Origin of the sequence: Streptomyces sp. NPDC127197 (assembly GCF_042672405.1) — a bacterium.
GTDB classification, from domain to species: Bacteria; Actinomycetota; Actinomycetes; order Streptomycetales; family Streptomycetaceae; genus Streptomyces; species Streptomyces flavusporus.
Genome location: NZ_JBHXVG010000014.1, coordinates 65,759 through 83,204 on the forward strand (window position 1 = coordinate 65,759; position 17,446 = coordinate 83,204).

Consider the following 17,446-nt stretch of genomic DNA (forward strand, 5'->3'; position numbering starts at 1 on the left):
AATGCCCGTAAGCAGGACGACGAGGTCCTGGCTCACGGCCGCCGTGCTCGTGCTGTGCGCGGCGCTGACCGGCTGCTCCGGTTCCGCCGAGACGAGCGGCTCGTCAGGCAAGGTCGTGCTCCGCTACACCTGGTGGGGCAATCCGGACAGGGCGGCCAGGACGGAGCAGGCGATCGAGCTCTTCGAGAAGGAGCACCCGGACATCGAGGTGCAGACCTCGTTCTCCGGATACGACAGCTACAAGCAGAAGCTCGCCACCCAGGCCGCCGGCGGCGACGCCCCCGATGTGATGCAGCTCGACTACCGCATGATCGAGCAGTACGCGTCCGGCGGCGTCCTCCACGACCTCGGCCGGCAGAAGTCCGTGCTGCGGACGGACGAGATCGACGCCGGCCTGCTCGCCACCGGCGCCGTCGACGGCAAGCAGTACGCCGTACCGCAGGGGCGTGGCACCGAGGCCGTCGTCTACGACGCAGAGGCGTGGCAGGCCACCGGCGTTCCCCTGCCGAACGGGGACTGGACCTGGAGCGAGTGGGCCGACACCATGCGCGCCCTCGCGCAGAAGACCGGCCGGCCGGCGGCCACCGACCCGGGCCAGAGCGAGGACGCCTTCGAGGTGTGGCTGCGCGGCCAGGGCAAGTCCCTGTACACCGAGGACGGCGGACTCGGTTTCACCGCCGACGACCTCACCCGCTGGTGGACGTTCACCGATGAGCTCCGCCGCGAGGGCACCGTCTCGCCCGCCGAGCAGACCACCCAGCTCGACGGCACCGTCGAGAACACCCCGCTCGGCCGCGGCAAGGCCATCGCCGACATCAACTGGGACGCTCCGGCCAGCGGTTTCGTCCCGCTCGTCGGCGAGGGCGTCACGCTCGCACCGATGCCGTCCGGCGAGGACGGCACACCCGGCCAGTACTTCAAGCCGTCGATGTTCATGGGCGTCTCCGCCGACTCCGGGCATCCCGAAGAGGGCGCGCTGCTGATCGACTTCATGCTCAACGACCCCGGCGCCGCGAAGATCCTCGGCGCGACCCGCAGCATCCCGGTGAACGAGACCCTCCGCGAGGAGACCGCCGGGTCCCTCACGGACTTCGACCGGACCATCCACGACTTCCAGGCCACCCTCGAAGGCGAGCTCAACGATCCGCCCCAGGCGCCCCCGTCGGGTGACAGCGCGCTGCAGACCACCTTCCAGCGCGACTACGACCAGGTCTCGTACGAGCGGATGTCACCCCGCGAAGCGGCCGAGAACTACATCACCGAGGCGAAGGCGGAGCTGAGGTCATGACCACCACGCAGATACCGACGGCGGTACGCCCGAAGGGCGTTGCCCCGACACACAAATCCCCGCGCCGCCGACGCGAGGGCGCCGCCTGGGTGTTCCTCTCCCCCTGGGTGCTCGGTGCCTGTGTCCTGACGCTGCTGCCGATGGCCGTCTCGCTCTACCTCTCCTTCACCGACTACGACCTGTTCAACCCGCCGAGCTGGGTGGGGCTGCGCAACTACACGCAGATGTTCACCGAGGACCCGCGCTACTGGCGCTCGGTGGTCGCGACCCTGACGTACGTCGTCATCGCCGTGCCCCTGCAACTGGGCCTCGCGCTCGTCGTCGCGCTCGCCCTGAAGAGCATGAAGCGGGGCAAGGGCTTCTACCGCTCGGCGTTCTACGCGCCCTCGCTGCTCGGCGCCTCGATGTCCATCGCCCTGGTGTGGCGGGCGATCTTCAACGACGGCGGCACGGTCGACAACCTCTTCGGCACCGGCGGCTGGGTGAACAAGCCCGGCTGGGCGCTGCTCGCGGTGGCACTGCTGACGGTGTGGCAGTTCGGGGCGCCGATGGTGATCTTCCTGGCCGGACTCCAGCAGATCCCCGGGGAGTTGTACGAGGCCGCGGAGGTCGACGGGGCCGGGCGGTGGCGGCAGTTCCTGTCCATCACCGTGCCGATGCTGTCCCCGGTGATCTTCTTCAACCTGGTGCTCCAGACCATCCAGGCCTTCCAGGTCTTCACCCCGGCCTTCGCGGTCAGCGCGGGCAAGGGCGGGCCGGCCGACTCGACGCTCTTCTACACGCTCTACCTCTACGACCGTGGCTTCGTCGCCTCCCACATGGGCTACGCCTCCGCCATGGCCTGGGTGCTGCTGATCGTCATCGGCGCGGTGACCGCCGTGCTGTTCCGCACCTCGCGCTCCTGGGTCTTCTACGCCTCCGAGGGGGACCGATGACTACAGCAACTCCCGCTGTCCGCAAGCCCGTTGCATGGCGGCGGGTCGCCCTGCACGCCGGCTGTCTGGCCGCGCTGCTGGTGATGCTGTACCCACTGGCCTGGCTGGTCGCGACCTCGCTCAAGCCCGCCGACGAGGTGATCGCCAGCCTTCAGCTGCTGCCGAGCCGCCTGGAGTGGTCGAACTACTCCACCGCCCTGGACGGTGTGAACGACGTCTCCGTGGGCCGGCTGCTGACCAACTCCCTGCTGATCGCGGGCGGTGCGGTCGTCGGCAACGTCCTGTCGTGCTCGCTGGCCGCGTACGCCTTCGCGCGGCTGCGGTTCCGCTTCCGGGGTCCACTGTTCGCCTTCATGATCGCCACGATCATGCTGCCGCACCACGCGGTGCTGATCCCGCAGTACATCATCTTCAACCAGCTCGGCATGGTGAACACCTACTGGCCGCTGATCCTGCCCAAGTTCCTCGCCACCGAGGCGTTCTTCGTCTTTCTCATCGTGCAGTTCATGCGCGGGCTGCCGCGTGAGCTGGAGGAGGCGGCGCGCATCGACGGCTGCGGGCCGTTCCGCAGTTTCTTCCTGGTCATCCTGCCGCTCACCCGCCCCGCGTTGATCACCACCGCGATCTTCACGTTCATCTGGACGTGGAACGACTTCTTCACCCAGCTGATCTATCTCTTCTCGCCCGAGAAGTTCACGCTGACGCTGGCCCTGCGGGCGTTCGTGGACGCCTCCAGCCAGTCGTCGTTCGGTCCGATGTTCGCGATGTCGGTGATCGCCCTGCTGCCGATCGTGCTGTTCTTCCTCGCCTTCCAGCGGTTCCTCGTGGAGGGCATGGCCAGTTCGGGGGTCAAGGGATGAGCGCCCGTACCCGTACGACCCGTGAGCCGGGCGAGCTCTTCGGCCCCCGCGCGACCCTCTTCGCGGACATGCTCAGTGTCGGCCTCGCCACGGCCGTGGCCTGTCTGCCGCTGGTGACCGTGCCGGCCGCGTTCTCCACGGCGTGCGCCGTCCTGCGCGGCGTACGCAAGGACCGGCCCGCAACCGCGGGGCGGTATCTCACCCTGCTGCGGCAGCGGCTGCGCACCGGTGACCTGGCGGCCGGTGCGGTGGTCCTCGCGGGCGTGCTGCTGCTGGCCGCGGACCTGGCCCTCGCGGGCGCGGGGCTGCCCGGAGCGCGGCTGTTCGCCGTGGCGGCGGGCGTGATCGGCGCATGCGCGGCGGTCGTCGGACTGCGTGCGTGCGCCCGCCCCGAGTCACTCACCGACTGGCCCGCGGCCGTGCGTACGGCGGCCCGGGACGCCGTACGGGATCCGGGCGGCAGCGGCCTGGTCCTGCTCGCCCTCGTGGCGGCCGTGCTGTGCGGCTGGATGCTGCTGCCGCTGGCCTTTCTCGCGCCGGGGCCGCTGGCCCTGGCTCTGACGTCCGTCGACGTACGACTGGAGAGCATGTGATCGCCCGCAGAACGTTCCTCGCCACGACCGCCACGGCCGCCGCAGCCACCGGGATCAGCGGCGCGCCCGCCGCGGCCGAACCGCACACGGACGCCGGCTTCCTCGCCCTGCTGACCGAGGCCGCCGACCAGCGCGTCACCGGGCTGCTCACGGCGTACGGCGAAACCATCACCGACCTGCGCGACCGGGGCCGGGCGCGGGCCGCGGCCCGCGCGCTGCGCACGTTCACCTCGGTCTATGTGCACAAGGAGTCGGCGTACCACCACTCCCCCGACCTGCTCGGCCCCCTCCGTGAACTCGCCGACGTCCTCGCGCAGGAGCAGCACGACGACGGCCTGTACGACCAGGGCGCCGTGCACTCGCCACCGGACACCGCCTTCTCCGTCGTCGACCTGAATCTGGCGTACGCCCTGCTGGACCGCGACGGGCACCGGCCGACCGAAGCCGTGCGCAGCGTCGTCGGGCAGGTCCTGGACAAGGCGGGCCCGGGTCTTGCGACCGGTGGTGTGCACACCGCCAACCACCGTTGGCTGGTGTGCGCCGCGCTCGCCCGGATCCACCGCCGCCGGCCCGACCCGGCGTACGCCCGCCGCATCGACGCATGGCTGGCCGAGGGCATCGACCTGCTGCCCGGCGGCGAGTACAGCGAACGCAGCCCCACCTACTCGGCCGTCGTCACCAACCCCGCCCTGCTCACCCTGGCCCGCCATTACGGCCGTACGGATCTGTATGCCCCCGTACGCGCCAATCTCAAGGCCACCCTCTACGTCATCGAGCCCAACGGCGAGGTGGAGTCGGTGCATTCGCGGCGCCAGGACCAGACGGCGCTGCGCCATCTGCCCGAATTCTGGCTCCAGTACCGGGAGATGGCGATCCGCGACGGCGATGCCCGGTTCGCCGCCGTGGCCGCGCTGCTGCAGGAGCGCGGCAGGGACCAGACCTTCGGTGAGACACCGCTGGGCGACCGGCTCGCGGAGGTCCTGGACCGCCCGGAGCTGGCTCGCCCGCTTCCGTCACCGGCACCGCTTCCCGAGAATTTTGTGCACCACGACCCGGACTGCCGTCTGGTTCGCGTACGCCGGGGCACGCACACCGCGACCGTCTTCGCCGGCACGGACTTTCCCGAGGTGCGGGCCATTTCCTCGGGTCTGTCCACCAATCCCACGTTCTTCAAGATGCGCAAGGGCGCGGCGATCCTGGACTCGTTGCGCCTGTCGCCGCAGTTCTTCTCCCTCGGTCACTTCCGTGCCGAAGGGCTCGAGCAGGTCGACGGCGGCTGGCGGCTGCACGCCGAGGTGCGGGCCGCGTTCCACCAGCCCCTGCCGCCGCAGCACCGCCGGCCCGACGGCGACTATCCGCTCAGCAACGACGGACGCTTCTGGTCCGCAATGGACTTCCCGCACCGCCCCAAGGAGTGGCGGACCCTGCGCACCGAGGTGCTGGTGCGTCAAGTACGCGGCGGTGGCTGGGAGCTGGACTTCGACGTCTCCCGGTCCGCGGTACCCCTCGCACTGGAGCTGTGCTTCCGCCGCGGTGGCACCTTGACCGGTGACGGGCTCGAACCCGTTGCGGGCCAGACCGACACCTTCCAGCTCGTGAGCGGCGAGGCCGCGTACACCGTCGGCGACGACCGGATCGAGTTCGGCCCCGGCAACGGCAAGGGCGGCAAGCAGCCGCCGGTGGTCGAGCCGGGCGAACGCTACTCGTGGATGAACGGCTCCCTCACACCGGACGGCATCCGCGTGCTGATCACCGGCAGGTCACCGCTGACGTACCGGCTCACGCTGAGGTGATCGTCACTCGTCGTCGAGGTAGTCCCGCAACACCTGCGAACGCGACGGATGGCGCAGCTTGCTCATCGTCTTCGCCTCGATCTGGCGGATGCGTTCACGGGTCACGCCGTAGATCTGTCCGATCTCCTCCAGGGTGCGGGTGCGGCCGCCGAAGAGGCCGTAGCGCAGGGAGATGATGCCGGCCTCGGGAGTTGACGCCAGGGAGTGGCGGTGCTGAAGCCGGTGTCGGCGGCCAGGGCTTCGAGCAGGCGGGTGAAGTAGTCGGCGCCGCTGGTGTTGGTCCACGGGGCAATGGCGCCCTCCGCCAGCGACTTGGTGTCGTCCGGTACGACGAGAGCGGGGTCGACCTCCAGGCGCGAGCCGAGTCCGGTACAGGCGGGGCAGGCGCCCTGGGGCGCGTTGAAGGAGAAGAGCCGGGGCTCCAGCGACTCCAGGCCGATGTCGTGGGAACGCGGGCAGGCCATCGCCTCGGAGAAGACCAACTCGCGGTCCGCGGACCCGGGTTCCCGGTCCACGAACTCGACCCGCAGGACACCGCCCCCGAGCCCCAGCGCGGTCTCCACGGACTCCGTCAGCCGCTGCCGTACTCCCGCTTTGACGGCCAGCCGGTCCACGACCACGTCGACGGAGTGCTTCTTGCGCTTGTCCAGCGCGGGCGGCGGGGCCGGCGCCAGGACCGTCCCGTCCACCCGGACCCGGCTGAACCCGTCGGCGGACAACTGACGGAAGACCTCGGCATGTTCGCCCTTCCGGTCACGGACGACCGGGCCCAGCACCTGAAAGCGGGTCCCCTCGTCCTCCTCCAGCAGCAGGCCGACGATGCGCTGCGGTGTCTGCCGGCTGACCGGCTCACCGCACTCGGGGCAGTGGGGTCGGCCGATCCGCGCGTACAGCAACCGCAGGTGGTCGTAGACCTCGGTGATCGTGCCGACGGTCGAACGCGGGTTGCGGCTCAACGTCTTCTGGTCGATGGCGATCGCCGGGGACAGCCCCTCGACGGCGTCGACATCGGGCTTGTCGAGCTGCCCGAGGAACTGCCGCGCATAGGCGGAAAGGGATTCGACATAACGTCGCTGCCCCTCGGCGAATATGGTGTTGAATGCCAGGCTCGACTTTCCGGATCCGGATACGCCCGTGAATACGATCAGCGCATCCCGGGGCAGTTCGACGGAAACGTCACGGAGATTGTGCTGACGGGCACCTTTGACGACAATCCGTTTTCTCACGGACCCCACCGTAACACCGCAACATCACTGGTCGAGGCCGCTGTTCAGCGACCTCGAGGTGTGGGGAATGTCGCCCTTGACAAGAAAGTCGACCCTGTGGACACCGAAAAGACGGACAGCCGGGAAAGGCACAAAGGACGATATGCAGCCACTGCTTGACTTCTCGTCGGGCGTCTGCGCAATTGAGCCGGCGGGCCACCGCAGGGCGAATTCAGTGGCGTCAGCGCCGGGGTGGGTTCCTGCGCGGGGTGATCGTGGCGTTCGGCAGGGTGGGGGCGGGCAGGCGGTCGCCGTCGTACCCCTTGACGGTGCCGAAGCGTTCGGAGGCGTGCTGCCAGTCGTCCCGGGCCCGGACGATGTCGTCATGGCTGCGGCCGATGAAGTTCCACCACATGACGATCTCCTCCTCGAAGGGGGTCCCGCCGAGCAGGACCGTGCGGGCCCTGACGTCCGACTCGTTCGTCAGCGTCAGGGCGCCGATGCCGGGGTGGGCGTAGCCCATGTCCGCCGGACGCAGCAGGGTGTCGGCCATGCGGACGTCGCCGTGGTCGACGAGGAGGCCGTGCTCGTAACCGGGGTCCACGGCGAGCGTGATCGATGCGCGCGGTGCGAGGGCGATTTCGGCACCGAGCAGCGGCGTGAAGGTCCGCACCGGGGAGACTGAGCCCGCGAGCGAGCCGAGGAAGACCCTGATCTCGGCTCCGTCGATGTGCACGGGCTCGGGTACGTGGTGCTGGAAGTCCCTTTCGGTGTGCCGGTGTTCATCGGGCAGGGCCACCCACAGTTGCACGCCGTGCAGGATCGTGGTCCGCGGCGTCGAAACCTCGGAGTGGGCGATGCCGTGTCCGCCGGTCATGAGGTTGAGTTCGCCCGGCCGTACGAAAGCGTGGCTGCCCAGCGTGTCGCGGTGCTCGATCTCCCCGCTGAACAGCCAGCTGACCGTCTGCAGTCCGGTGTGCGGATGCGGGGCGACGTCCATGCCACCGGTGGCAGAGACGTCGTCGGGGCCGTAGTGATCGGCGAAGCACCACGCTCCGATCAGCGTCCGGGCGCGCTGCGGCAGTGTGCGCCGTACGGTCATCGCCCGCGGCCCGCCCAGCGGTACCTCGCGCGGAGAGATCACGTCGACGCGCGGCTCCTCCGCCCCTCTTTCGGTGTCCGCTCCGCACAGCATCTCCACGGGGTCCGTTTCCACGTTGCTCATCGGATGCCGCCTCTCGCCCGCCCAGGGGTTTGTTTAAAATAGAACAACTTGTGTCCGAGTATACGGAGCCCACGACCGCGTACACCACGCACCACGTGGACGGGGCGCCATCACCGAAGGAGTCCCGGGTTGAGCAGCGGCACGACGGAACCGGCGGTTCAGCGGATCTTCATCGACAAGCAGAGCCCAAAGGCCTACGACGCCCTTGTCCAGACGTCGGAGGCGGTCCGTGCCGTCGCTGCCGACGCCGGGCTCGACCGCACCCTCGTAGAGCTGATCAACCTGCGCGTCTCGCAGATCAACGGCTGCGCCTTCTGCCTCCACATGCACACACGGGCCGCCCTGCGCGGAGGCGACACCCCACAGCGGCTGGGGGTCCTGGCGGCCTGGCGGGACACCGAACTGTTCACGCCCGCGGAACGAGCCGCACTCGATCTGGCGGAGGCCGTCACCAGCCCCGCCGACGCCACGGCACAGGAATCCGCCTACGCCGCGGCGCGCGAGACACTCACCGAGGACCAGATCTCCGCGGTGATCTGGGTGGCGATCACCATCAACGCGTTCAACCGGGTCTCGATCATGAGCAAGCACCCGGTACGGAACAGCTCCCGACCGTGATCCGCCCACCTTCAGGCCGTGCGAGGCGTCGCCCCGGATCGCCCCGAGGGCGCCACGCCGTCATCCTGGAACGGCAGGGGAGTCTCCTCGCTGCCGGAAGGAGCCCCGATGAAGGCCGTACGAACCCACGACCGTGATGCCGCTGTGGACGGCCTGGTCGTGGAGGAGGCACCGTATCCGTACGCGGGCGAGGGGGACGTGATCGTAAAGGTGCACGCGGCCTGCTTCACCCCGGACGAGCTGGCCTGGCCGGCCACCTGGGTCGACCGGGGCGGCAGGGACCGAGCGCCCGTCATTCCGGGACACGAGGTGTCGGGTGAGGTCGCCGAGGTCGCGGTCGGCACGACCGGGCTGTCGGCCGGTCAGCGTGTCGTGGGGCTGACCGACTGGAACCGGGACGGCACTCTCGCCGAGTACGTGGCGGTGGAAGCACGCAACCTGGCGCCGCTGCCCTCGGGAATCGACCACGTCCAGGCGGCGGCTCTGCCGATGCCGGGCCTCACCGCCTGGCAGGGCCTGTTCATACACGGAAGGCTGGAGGCCGGGCAGAGCGTGCTGGTGCACGGAGCGGGAGGGGGCGTGGGAATGGCCGCGACGCAGCTTGCCCGCGAAGCCGGGGCGCGCGTGATCGGGACGGGGCGCGAGGGGAGCCGGGACCAGGTGCTGGAGCTCGGCGCAGAGGTTTTCCTCGACCTCCAACAGCCGGCGTGGGAGGAGGCCGTGGGCCGCGTCGACCTCGTCTTCGACACCATCGGCGGCCAGGTACTCGCCCGCTCGGCCGCCGTGGTCAGGCCCGGCGGCACCCTGGTGACCATCGCCCATCCCCCGAAGGTGCGGCCCGAGGACGGCCGGGCCATGTACTTCATCGTCGAACCCGACCGCGGTCACCTCCTGGAGATCATCGGCAGGCACCGGGAGGGCCGGCTGCGCCCGCTGGTGGGTGCCGTCCTTCCTCTGGACCGGGCGCCGGAGGCGTTCCGCGCGAAGAAGGGAACCATCGGCAAGACGGTCATCCAAGTTGCGTGAGCGCTGAGCTAGTCGGCGGGGTTGTCGCGACGGATGCTCTCGACGAACGCTGCCTCGTCCTGTGCGACGCGGTTGGCCTCCTCGAACATGCTGAGGACCTGTGCAGCGGGGATGACGGCAGCGCCGGACGCGTCCGCGAACACGTAATCACCCGGGCGGACGGTCACGCCGGACACGACGACCGGCCGGTTCGCCTCGAACGGCGTCACCACATCGCCGCCCCATTTACTCGTCTCCCCCAAGCAGTAGGCGGCGAAGTCGTACGTCGCGATGTCGACGAAGTCCCGGAGACGACCGTCGGCCAGGACCCCGGCAAGACCATGTACTGCCACCAGCGAGAGCTTTGTTCCGCCTCCGAGCGATATGTCGGTATGCCCGTTGCCGGCCAGGACCAGCACCCGCCCCTGTGCGCCCTGTCCGATGGCGTCTTGGAACAGCCGGGAGAAACTGAATTGCTCAGGCGGGAGTGCTTCCTGGCATGCAGGGAGAAACGAGATCGTCACCGCGGGGCCCAGGAGGACACGGCCCGGGGTCGGGCTCACCAGGTCGTCGATGTGACACCGGTGGCGGTGCATCCGTCCCATGGCATCGACGACGTCGGGAGTACGTACTCGCGAGGCGAGCTCCTCCAGACGGTCGTTCTCGCGGGCAGTCATGCCGGTGTGGGGATCTTGAGGTAGTCCAGTCCGCCGGCGTCGAGCCACATCCCGGTGGGAGAGCGAACCAGGCGAAGCAGAACGCCGTCGCAGCCGGGACAGCGCAGCACCATCCCGGGACCATCGAGGTAAGCGTGCGTCTGGGCAAGCACCATCTGTTCACTGCAGCCGCGGCATCGTCCGGAAGCCACGGTCATATCGGTTCCGAACAGGGCTTCGAGGTCCCCGGCGGCGGCGTTGCCGTCAAGGAAGTCAGGCGTCAGGGTCATGGAAATTCAGCTCCTCATCCGCTGGATCCAAAACGCTCGGTGCGGATACGGCCGGGCTGGTGGCCGAGGGCCACCAGCAGGCCGGCGGCCGTTTCGACGAAGCCGGTGGAACCGCAGACGTAGCAAGTGGGTTCAAAGTCCGGTGGCCAGCCGGCGTTCGACAACTCCGAAGCGGTGAACCGCCCGGGGGGCCGCGGCCACTCGGCCGGGGTGGAGCGGGTATAGAGGTACGTCTTGTCGAGGCCCGGATCGTCCCCTCTCAACTCGGGTACGAAGAGCTGGTACTCAGGGCTGCGCACGACGTACACCAACCGGAAGGGCGTACGGCTGCCGACCGCGCGGCGCATGCGGATCATCGCCATCAGCGGCACCAGGCCGGAGCCGCCGCCCACCAGCAGAATCGGCTCCTTCTGCTCGGGCCGCCACACGAACCAGCCGCCGACCGGTCCGCGCAGTTCCACCACGTCGCCCACTGCCAGTTCGTCCGTCAGATACGGGGAGACCTCACCGTCATCGACACGCTGCACGGTCAGCTCGACGCTCTCGCCGTCGGGTGCCGAAGCCAGTGAGTAACTGCGCTGTGTGCTGTAGCCGTCCTCCGCTGTGAGTCGCACATCGACATGCTGCCCCGCCAGATGACCCGGCCAGCCGGGCACCTCGAAGACGAGGGTGCGCGCAGCGTGGGACTCGATACGCCGATCGGTCAGGCGGGCCGTCTTCCAGCGCAGCCGGTCCCCTAGTCGCCTTGATACCGCTGCTCGCGCCATGGGTCCCCATAATCGTGGTAGCCGATGTTCTCCCAGAATCCCCGTTCGTCCTCATCGAGCAGTTGGATGCGCTGCACCCACTTGGCGGACTTCCAGAAGTACAGGTGCGGAACCAGCAGTCTGGCGGGGCCGCCGTGCTCCGGCGCGAGTTCCTCGCCGTCGTAGCGGTAGGCGATCCATGCCTTCCCGTCGAGGAGATCCTCCAGGGGCACGTTGGTGGTGTAATCGCCGTAGGAGTGAACAAGTGCGTAGTCGGCACTGGTCTCCACGTCCTCCAGAAGGACGTCCAGGGAAACTCCCTGCCACTCCGTGTCGAACTTCGACCACTTGGTGACACAGTGCAGGTCAACGGTCGGAGTCTCGCTGGGCAACGCAGTGAATTCCGCCCAGTTCCAGCTGTGCCGTGTGCCCGTTTCTGTGCGGATGGTGAACTCCCATTCGTCAGGGTTCACCGTGGGAGTGGGTCCTGCGGACAGAACGGGGAAGTCGGTGGTCTCGTACTGCCCAGGAGGAAGTCTGTGCCGGGTTTCCCGAGCTCGGCCGTGGAATCCGCGCGAAACGATGGGCATGCCGTGCCCCCATTCTCCGAAGCGGGCGGCTTCCATTCTCCAGGACATCGCACAGCACAGCATCTCGGCAGAAGAAGGCTCCGGAGTGGTATGGCTTCAGAACCACGTCATGGATCACATCACTGAAGAGCGGAGGAGCCCATGAAGCTGGTACGCGACGCCATGACCACCGACGTCGTCACGGTCGAGCCCTACACCTCGCTGACCGCGGTGGCAGCCTGCATGCGGGAGGCCGATGTCGGCTGCGTTCTGGTCATCAGCGACGACGCCCTCCATGGGCTGGTCACCGACCGCGACATCGCGGTCCGCGTCATCGCCGAAGGTCTGATTGCCGGCAGCATCACAGCGCTGGAGGCCGCCTCCGGGGACCTCGTCACCGTCACCTCCGACACGTCACTGTGTGAAGCAAGCGCGCTCATGCGTGATCACGCATTGCGCCGGCTGCCCGTCGTGGACGAGGGTCGCATCGTGGGTCTGCTCTCGCTGGGCGACATCGCCTCCACCCCGCACGCCCAGGAGGTTCTCGTCGCACTCAACAATGCACCAGCCAACCACTGACATCCGAGCACTTCCTGTCTGCCGCTTGAGCTGCGTGCACCAGCCCGGTGCGCTTCCGGCTCAACGCGGAAGGAGGGACAATATCCGGGAGGCCGAGCCCGAGCACCAGGACTACTTGGAGCGCTGTCCCAACGGGTACACCTGCCACTTTGTCCGCCCAGGCTGGCGGCTTCCCACACGCGCGAGGGACTGACGGCGGCGAACCGCACAGGCGCCTGGACTCTACAACCTGTCAGGCGGGGCCCCACACGCTCGGCTTAGGTGTCATCGCACCCGAGGGCTGCCCGCCGACCGGACGCCGGAGTCACGATGTCGTACGACAATCTGGTCATCGTTCTCGCGGTGTCCGCCGGTGTCCCGTTCCTCCTCGCGGTGGTGCCCCGCGTCCCTCTTCCGGGCCCGGTCCTCGAGATCGTGGCCGGGATCGTCCTTGGCCCGGCGGTGCTGAACGTGGTGCAACCGGACGCCACCGTTCAGGCCTTGTCGATCATCGGCCTGAGCTTCCTGCTGTTCCTTGCCGGGCTCGAGATCGACTTCCAGCAACTACGCGGGCCGTGGGCACGGCTCGTCGGTATGGGTCTGGCGGGCACACTTGCGCTGGCCGCGGCCATCGGCTGGTTGCTGCACATCGCCGGGCTGGTCGAGAGCCCGCTGCTGATCGGCACCGCGCTGGTGGCCACGTCTCTGGGTCTTCTGGTCCCGCTCCTGAAAGATGCCGACGCGGTTGATCGGCCGGTCGGCCAACTGACCATCGGTGGCGGCTCGGCAGGAGAGATCAGCGCCGTGGTGTTGCTGTCGCTGTTCTTCTCCGAGCATTCGTCGGGCCCGGCCTCCAGGCTGCTTCTCCTGCTCGGCCTTGCTTGTCTGGTGGCGTTCATCGTGGTGGCCTCGATGCGTGCAGGACGCTCCATGTGGCTGTCCGGGGCCGTGGTGAAGCTGGCGGACACGAGCGCCCAAGTCCGGGTCCGCTTGACAATGGCTCTGATTGTCGGCCTGTCCGCCATCGCCCTGCATCTGGGATTCGAGGCCATTCTGGGTGCCTTCATTGCGGGGGCCGTACTACGGCTGGTCGACCCCGACGCCGAACGGAAGCACCCGCGGTTCCACGTCAAACTGGAGGGCCTCGGCTATGGATTTCTCGTCCCGGTGTTCTTCGTGACGAGCGGTGTCCAGTTCGACGTCGGAGCCCTGTTCGCGGACGCTGAGACGGTGCTGCGGGTACCGATGTTCCTTGCCGCGCTGCTCCTCGTTCGGGGACTGCCCGCATTGGTCTACCGCAGCGCCGGGCTCTCGCGCGCGGAGATCATGGCCAGCGGACTCTTGCAGGCCACCTCCCTCCCCCTCATCGTGGCCGCGACAACGATCGGCTTGAAGCTGAACGCGATCCGACCGGCCAACGCCGCCGCGCTGGTGGCGGCAGGCCTGCTGTCAGTGGTCGTGTTTCCTCTGATGGCCCTGCCATTGCTGAACCGTTCACGAGCATCCGCAAGCTCGGGGCCCGAAAAGGACCCGGATTGATCCCAGGAACGGCTCTCGCTGTCACTTGGCAGACGCAGGCGGGGAACGTGGGCCGGAGCGGAGACGTTTTCGTCTGGGAGCGGGTGGGTCGGCCCGCCCCGCCGACGACGGGAACGAGGACGTCAAGATGAGCGACAAGGCCCGGAAGCTGTTCGAGGCACTCGACCTCGACCAGAACGGAACCCTGACCCGCGCAGAGGTGATCATCGCCCTGCGCACGAAGGGCCCGTCTCTTGCCGCGTCGGGGGATCTGCCGTTTTGGGGCGTGGGCGACGCCGACGCCTCCTCCGCGCTGTTCGACGCCGCTGACCAGAACGGGGACGCGGTACTGACCCTGGAGGAGTTCGCGGCATTGGTCGACCGCCGTTTCGGCTGGCACTGACACTGGGCCGGCCTCCGCTGCAGGCGGCGCGCCGGCGCGACACGCGGTACGGGGCGCGAGTAGGGCCGGCCGCGTGCATGAGCCGTACGTCGCACGAACTCCCTCTTGTCTCCGACGGCATGGCACCCGTACGCTCATCACCCATACCGACTGGATGGTATGTCCCGAAGGAGCCGCCGGAGATGAGCAGCATCAACCGCCAGGTGCGCCTGGCCGCACGCCCCGTGGGAGAGCCGCGGCCGACCGACTGGCAGCACGTCGAGGAGCCGACCGGGCAGCCGGGCGACGGGGAGTTCCTGGTGCAGGTGCTCTGTCTGTCGATCGACCCGGCGATGCGCGGCTGGATGAACGCGGGCAGGTCCTACATCCGCCCGGTGGAGATCGGCGAGGTGATGCGCGCCGGCGCGGTGGGACGGGTGATCGCCTCCCGGCACTCCGGGTTCGCGGTCGGCGACCATGTGTCGGGCTCGTTCGGTGTGCAGGAGTACTGCGTGTCGGACGGGCTCGGCGTGACCAAGGTCGACCCGGCGGTGGCCCCCTTGCCGACGTATCTCGGCGCTCTCGGCATGTCGGGCCTGACGGCCTACTTCGGCCTGATCGACATCGGGCGTCCCGAGCCCGGCCAGACCGTCGTCGTCTCCGGAGCGGCGGGGGCGGTCGGCAGTGTCGTCGGGCAGATCGCCAAGATCCTGGGCTGCCGGGTCATCGGCATCGCCGGCGGCGAGTCCAAGTGCCGGCTGGTGGTCGACGAGTTCGGGTTCGATGCCGCGATCGACTACCAGAACGAGGACGTCCGTAAGGCGCTGCGCGAGCATGCCCCCGACGGCGTCGACGTGTACTTCGACAACGTCGGCGGCGACGTTCTGGACGCCGTGCTGCTGCGGCTGGCGCGCGGTGCCCGCGTCGTCGTCTGCGGCGCGATCTCCCAGTACAACAGCACCAAGCCGCAAGGCCCTGCCAACTACCTGCAGCTGCTGGTGAACCGCGCCTCCATGACGGGCATGGTGGTGTTCGACTACGCCGACCGGTACTCCGAGGGCATCACCCAGCTGGCCACGTGGCTGGCGGAAGGCCGGCTGAAGTCTCTCGAGGACGTCGTGTCCGGCGACGTGACGGCGTTCCCCGAAACCCTGATGCGGCTCTTCCGTGGAGAGAACCACGGCAAGCTCGTGCTGAAGATCGCGGACTGACGGGCAGAGGGGGGAGGAATCCGGTGAAGGCACTGAGCTACCACGGCCGTCATGACATCCGCTACGGGGATGTCCCCGAGCCGGCCGTCACCAGCCCCACCGACGCGGTCGTCCAGGTCACCACGGCCGGCATCTGCGGCAGTGACCTGCACATCTACGGTGGCAACCCGTTCAGCCCGGAACTGGGCTACACGCCGGGACACGAGTGCGTCGGTGTGGTGGTCGACACCGGCGGCCAGGTCACCCGCTTCAAGCCCGGCGACCGGGTTCTGGTGCCCGCCTCGGTCGGCTGCGCCCTGTGCCGGTCGTGCGCGGCCGGGTTCACCGCCCGGTGCGAGCGCGCCAAGTCCAGCACGGAGCTCTGCTACGGAGTCAGCCCGCAGCTTCCAGGCAGCCAGGCCCAGGCGCTGGCGGTGCCGTACGCCGATGTCAATCTGGTGCACCTGCCCGAGGGCATCTCCGACGAGGCCGCCGTCGTCCTGACGGACAACGCGCCCACGGCCTGGTACGGCTGCCGCCGTGCCCGCATCCAGCCCGGTGAGACCGTCCTGGTCATCGGCCTCGGCCCGGTCGGCCTCATGGCCGCCCAGTCCGCCTTCGCGATGGGCGCCGCGCGGGTGCTGGGCGCGGACCTGGTCGCGGAGCGCCGCGCCTTCGCCGCCGCCCTGGGGGTCGAGCCGGTCGAGGGCGAGGACGCACGGACGGCCATACGGGACATGACCGGCGGACGCGGTCCGGACGCCGTGGTGGAGGCCGTGGGCTCGGACGCCACCATCGAGCTCGCCCTCAAGGCCGTCCGGCAGGCCGGCCGGGTCAGCGTCATCGGGGTCAGCCACAGCAAGGCATTCCCCTTCCACATGGGACTGGCACAGGTCAAGGAACTCGAGTTCGCCATCGGGCTCTGCTCGATCCACTACGAACTCCCTCCCCTGATCGCCCTCACCCGTGCCGGCCGGATCAAGCCCGAGGTCGTGGTCTCCCACCGCTTCGCCCTCTCCGAAGGCCCGGCGGCGTACGAACTGTTCGCAGGCCGCTCCGACGGCGTCCGCAAGATCCTTCTCGACCCCACCCGCTGATTTTTTGCGCAGGGCCGCCTCGTCCGGGCGGTCCGCACCCTGCCGGGCTCGCCCGGTGTGCTCGCGGACCGTGCCTACGGCTGCGCGGTGCCGCCGATCAGCTGCGAGACGCGGGTTGCGCCGGCGCGCACGGCGTCCCCGAGCTGCCGGTGCCGCTGCTCGAACAACTCCACGGGTATGGACGTGGCCAGGGCCCCCGCAACCTTCCCTCCTGCGTCGAACACGGGAGCGGCCAGGCACGACAAGCCACCCTGGAACTCCCCGACCTCGATCGCCACGCCGGAGCGGCGCACCCGCGCCAGATCTTCCTCCAGAACGTCGGGAGTGGTGATCGTGCGCTCGGTGAGCCGGGGCAGTCCCTGCTGCCGCAGGTGGTCACGACGCCGCTCGGCCGGCAACGACGACAGCATGACCTTGCCGAAGGCCGTGGCGTGGGGAGCCTGGTGGAAGCCGACGTCGAGCGGCTCAGCCCGCCGCGCCGATGGCGAGTCCACGACTTCCGCGACGACGATCTCCTCGTCGCGGAAAACAGTGAAATACGCGGCGGCGGCGCACTCGTCGTGGATCTGGTGGAGCACACTGAGCACCCCGGGGGTCACCTCGAGTTGCTGGCACAGGCGCCGGTGCAGGCCGGTGAGTTTGTACCCCAGCCCGTACCCGCGGGACTGGTGGAGCCTGACCAGATAGCCCTCGTGGACCAGGGTGTGCAGCAGGCGGTACGTCGTCGGGAGGGTGAGGCCCGCGCGCCGGGCGACGGCCTTGGCGGTGATGCCGTCACCGCCCGCCGCGACCGCCTCGAGCACCCGCAGAGCACGGCGGACCGATCCGAGCAGGTCTCCGGTTTCGGCGGCGGACGCCTCAAAGCCGTGCATCATGCGCCTCCTCCGCGGCCAGGGGAAGCCGGCCGCATCGCCCCAC

At 69.0% G+C, this 17,446-nt stretch carries 18 protein-coding genes and 3 pseudogenes; 13 read left to right on the forward strand and 8 right to left on the reverse strand.

Going from position 1 to position 17,446, the window contains the following annotated elements; all coding sequences use genetic code 11:
- Position 1: 1 nt before the first annotated feature.
- The 5 genes from ACFVJQ_RS22605 to ACFVJQ_RS22625 are packed head-to-tail and all read left to right on the forward strand — an operon-like array spanning position 2 to position 5,469.
- Complete coding sequence (locus ACFVJQ_RS22605) at positions 2 to 1,288, forward strand: ABC transporter substrate-binding protein (protein WP_385786197.1); 1,287 nt, start codon at positions 2 to 4, stop codon at positions 1,286 to 1,288.
- Positions 1,285 to 2,223, forward strand: coding sequence for a carbohydrate ABC transporter permease (locus tag ACFVJQ_RS22610; protein ID WP_385514083.1), 939 nt, complete (start codon positions 1,285 to 1,287; stop codon positions 2,221 to 2,223). The genes ACFVJQ_RS22605 and ACFVJQ_RS22610 overlap by 4 nt, the downstream gene beginning before the upstream one ends.
- On the forward strand, positions 2,220 to 3,083 hold the full coding sequence (locus tag ACFVJQ_RS22615; RefSeq protein ID WP_224738267.1) for a carbohydrate ABC transporter permease: 864 nt from the start codon (positions 2,220 to 2,222) through the stop codon (positions 3,081 to 3,083). Before ACFVJQ_RS22610 ends, ACFVJQ_RS22615 begins: the two co-directional genes overlap by 4 nt.
- Positions 3,080 to 3,676: a hypothetical protein gene (locus ACFVJQ_RS22620; RefSeq protein ID WP_385786202.1), complete on the forward strand. Its 597-nt coding sequence runs from the start codon at positions 3,080 to 3,082 to the stop codon at positions 3,674 to 3,676. The genes ACFVJQ_RS22615 and ACFVJQ_RS22620 overlap by 4 nt, the downstream gene beginning before the upstream one ends.
- Complete coding sequence (locus ACFVJQ_RS22625; protein WP_385514081.1) at positions 3,673 to 5,469, forward strand: hypothetical protein; 1,797 nt, start codon at positions 3,673 to 3,675, stop codon at positions 5,467 to 5,469. The genes ACFVJQ_RS22620 and ACFVJQ_RS22625 overlap by 4 nt, the downstream gene beginning before the upstream one ends.
- Positions 5,470 to 5,472: 3 nt before the next feature.
- On the opposite strand, the pseudogene ACFVJQ_RS22630 reads toward ACFVJQ_RS22625, so the two are convergent.
- The 3 genes and pseudogenes from ACFVJQ_RS22630 to ACFVJQ_RS22640 form a co-directional block, all read right to left on the reverse strand.
- Positions 5,473 to 5,664 (reverse strand): annotated as a pseudogene (locus tag ACFVJQ_RS22630) (sigma factor-like helix-turn-helix DNA-binding protein); the annotation flags it as partial.
- Positions 5,646 to 6,695, reverse strand: a pseudogene (locus ACFVJQ_RS22635) (excinuclease ABC subunit A); the annotation flags it as partial. The pseudogenes ACFVJQ_RS22635 and ACFVJQ_RS22630, both read right to left, overlap by 19 nt.
- Positions 6,696 to 6,915: 220 nt before the next feature.
- Positions 6,916 to 7,899, reverse strand: coding sequence for a pirin family protein (locus tag ACFVJQ_RS22640; protein ID WP_385514080.1), 984 nt, complete (start codon positions 7,897 to 7,899; stop codon positions 6,916 to 6,918).
- Between the two features lie 129 nt (positions 7,900 to 8,028).
- Here ACFVJQ_RS22640 and ACFVJQ_RS22645 point away from each other — a divergent pair, with 129 nt between their 5' ends.
- Together ACFVJQ_RS22645 and ACFVJQ_RS22650 are read left to right on the forward strand one after the other, a co-directional pair.
- Entirely contained in the window at positions 8,029 to 8,517 is a 489-nt protein-coding gene (locus ACFVJQ_RS22645) for a carboxymuconolactone decarboxylase family protein (protein WP_385786205.1), read from the forward strand.
- Positions 8,518 to 8,625: 108 nt separating this feature from the next.
- Positions 8,626 to 9,543 (forward strand): NADP-dependent oxidoreductase, encoded by a 918-nt coding sequence (locus ACFVJQ_RS22650; RefSeq protein ID WP_385514078.1) that lies wholly within the window; start codon positions 8,626 to 8,628, stop codon positions 9,541 to 9,543.
- An 8-nt stretch (positions 9,544 to 9,551) separates the two neighbouring features.
- On the opposite strand, the gene ACFVJQ_RS22655 is transcribed toward ACFVJQ_RS22650, so the two are convergent.
- Genes ACFVJQ_RS22655 through ACFVJQ_RS22670 form a run of 4 tightly spaced genes read right to left on the reverse strand, consistent with a single transcriptional unit; the run spans position 9,552 to position 11,804 of the window.
- Positions 9,552 to 10,199 (reverse strand): RraA family protein, encoded by a 648-nt coding sequence (locus tag ACFVJQ_RS22655; protein ID WP_385786208.1) that lies wholly within the window; start codon positions 10,197 to 10,199, stop codon positions 9,552 to 9,554.
- Positions 10,196 to 10,468 carry a DUF6510 family protein gene (locus ACFVJQ_RS22660; protein ID WP_385514076.1) on the reverse strand — a complete coding sequence of 91 codons (273 nt, stop codon included), beginning with the start codon at positions 10,466 to 10,468 and terminating at the stop codon, positions 10,196 to 10,198. Before ACFVJQ_RS22660 ends, ACFVJQ_RS22655 begins: the two co-directional genes overlap by 4 nt.
- 14 nt (positions 10,469 to 10,482) lie before the next feature.
- A complete protein-coding gene (locus ACFVJQ_RS22665) occupies positions 10,483 to 11,235 on the reverse strand; it encodes a ferredoxin reductase (protein WP_385514075.1) in 753 nt (250 codons plus the stop codon).
- Entirely contained in the window at positions 11,205 to 11,804 is a 600-nt protein-coding gene (locus ACFVJQ_RS22670) for a sulfite oxidase-like oxidoreductase (protein ID WP_385514074.1), read from the reverse strand. Before ACFVJQ_RS22670 ends, ACFVJQ_RS22665 begins: the two co-directional genes overlap by 31 nt.
- Before the next feature lie 162 nt (positions 11,805 to 11,966).
- Between ACFVJQ_RS22670 and ACFVJQ_RS22675 the strand changes: the two genes are divergently transcribed.
- From ACFVJQ_RS22675 to ACFVJQ_RS22700, 6 genes and pseudogenes are all read left to right on the forward strand, one after another.
- Positions 11,967 to 12,362: a CBS domain-containing protein gene (locus ACFVJQ_RS22675; RefSeq protein ID WP_385514073.1), complete on the forward strand. Its 396-nt coding sequence runs from the start codon at positions 11,967 to 11,969 to the stop codon at positions 12,360 to 12,362.
- An 88-nt stretch (positions 12,363 to 12,450) separates the two neighbouring features.
- Positions 12,451 to 12,555, forward strand: a pseudogene (locus ACFVJQ_RS22680) (peptide-methionine (S)-S-oxide reductase); the annotation flags it as partial.
- Between the two features lie 116 nt (positions 12,556 to 12,671).
- Positions 12,672 to 13,880: a cation:proton antiporter gene (locus tag ACFVJQ_RS22685; protein ID WP_385514072.1), complete on the forward strand. Its 1,209-nt coding sequence runs from the start codon at positions 12,672 to 12,674 to the stop codon at positions 13,878 to 13,880.
- 127 nt (positions 13,881 to 14,007) lie between these two features.
- The gene (locus tag ACFVJQ_RS22690) at positions 14,008 to 14,262 is read left to right on the forward strand and encodes an EF-hand domain-containing protein (protein ID WP_385514071.1); all 255 of its coding nucleotides are present in this window, start codon (positions 14,008 to 14,010) and stop codon (positions 14,260 to 14,262) included.
- Between the two features lie 182 nt (positions 14,263 to 14,444).
- A complete protein-coding gene (locus tag ACFVJQ_RS22695) occupies positions 14,445 to 15,452 on the forward strand; it encodes an NADP-dependent oxidoreductase (protein ID WP_385514070.1) in 1,008 nt (335 codons plus the stop codon).
- A 23-nt stretch (positions 15,453 to 15,475) separates the two neighbouring features.
- Positions 15,476 to 16,528 carry an alcohol dehydrogenase catalytic domain-containing protein gene (locus tag ACFVJQ_RS22700; RefSeq protein WP_385786215.1) on the forward strand — a complete coding sequence of 351 codons (1,053 nt, stop codon included), beginning with the start codon at positions 15,476 to 15,478 and terminating at the stop codon, positions 16,526 to 16,528.
- Between the two features lie 74 nt (positions 16,529 to 16,602).
- Here ACFVJQ_RS22700 and ACFVJQ_RS22705 read toward each other — a convergent pair whose 3' ends face one another.
- A complete protein-coding gene (locus ACFVJQ_RS22705) occupies positions 16,603 to 17,403 on the reverse strand; it encodes an IclR family transcriptional regulator (protein WP_385514068.1) in 801 nt (266 codons plus the stop codon).
- Positions 17,404 to 17,446 lie beyond the last annotated feature (43 nt).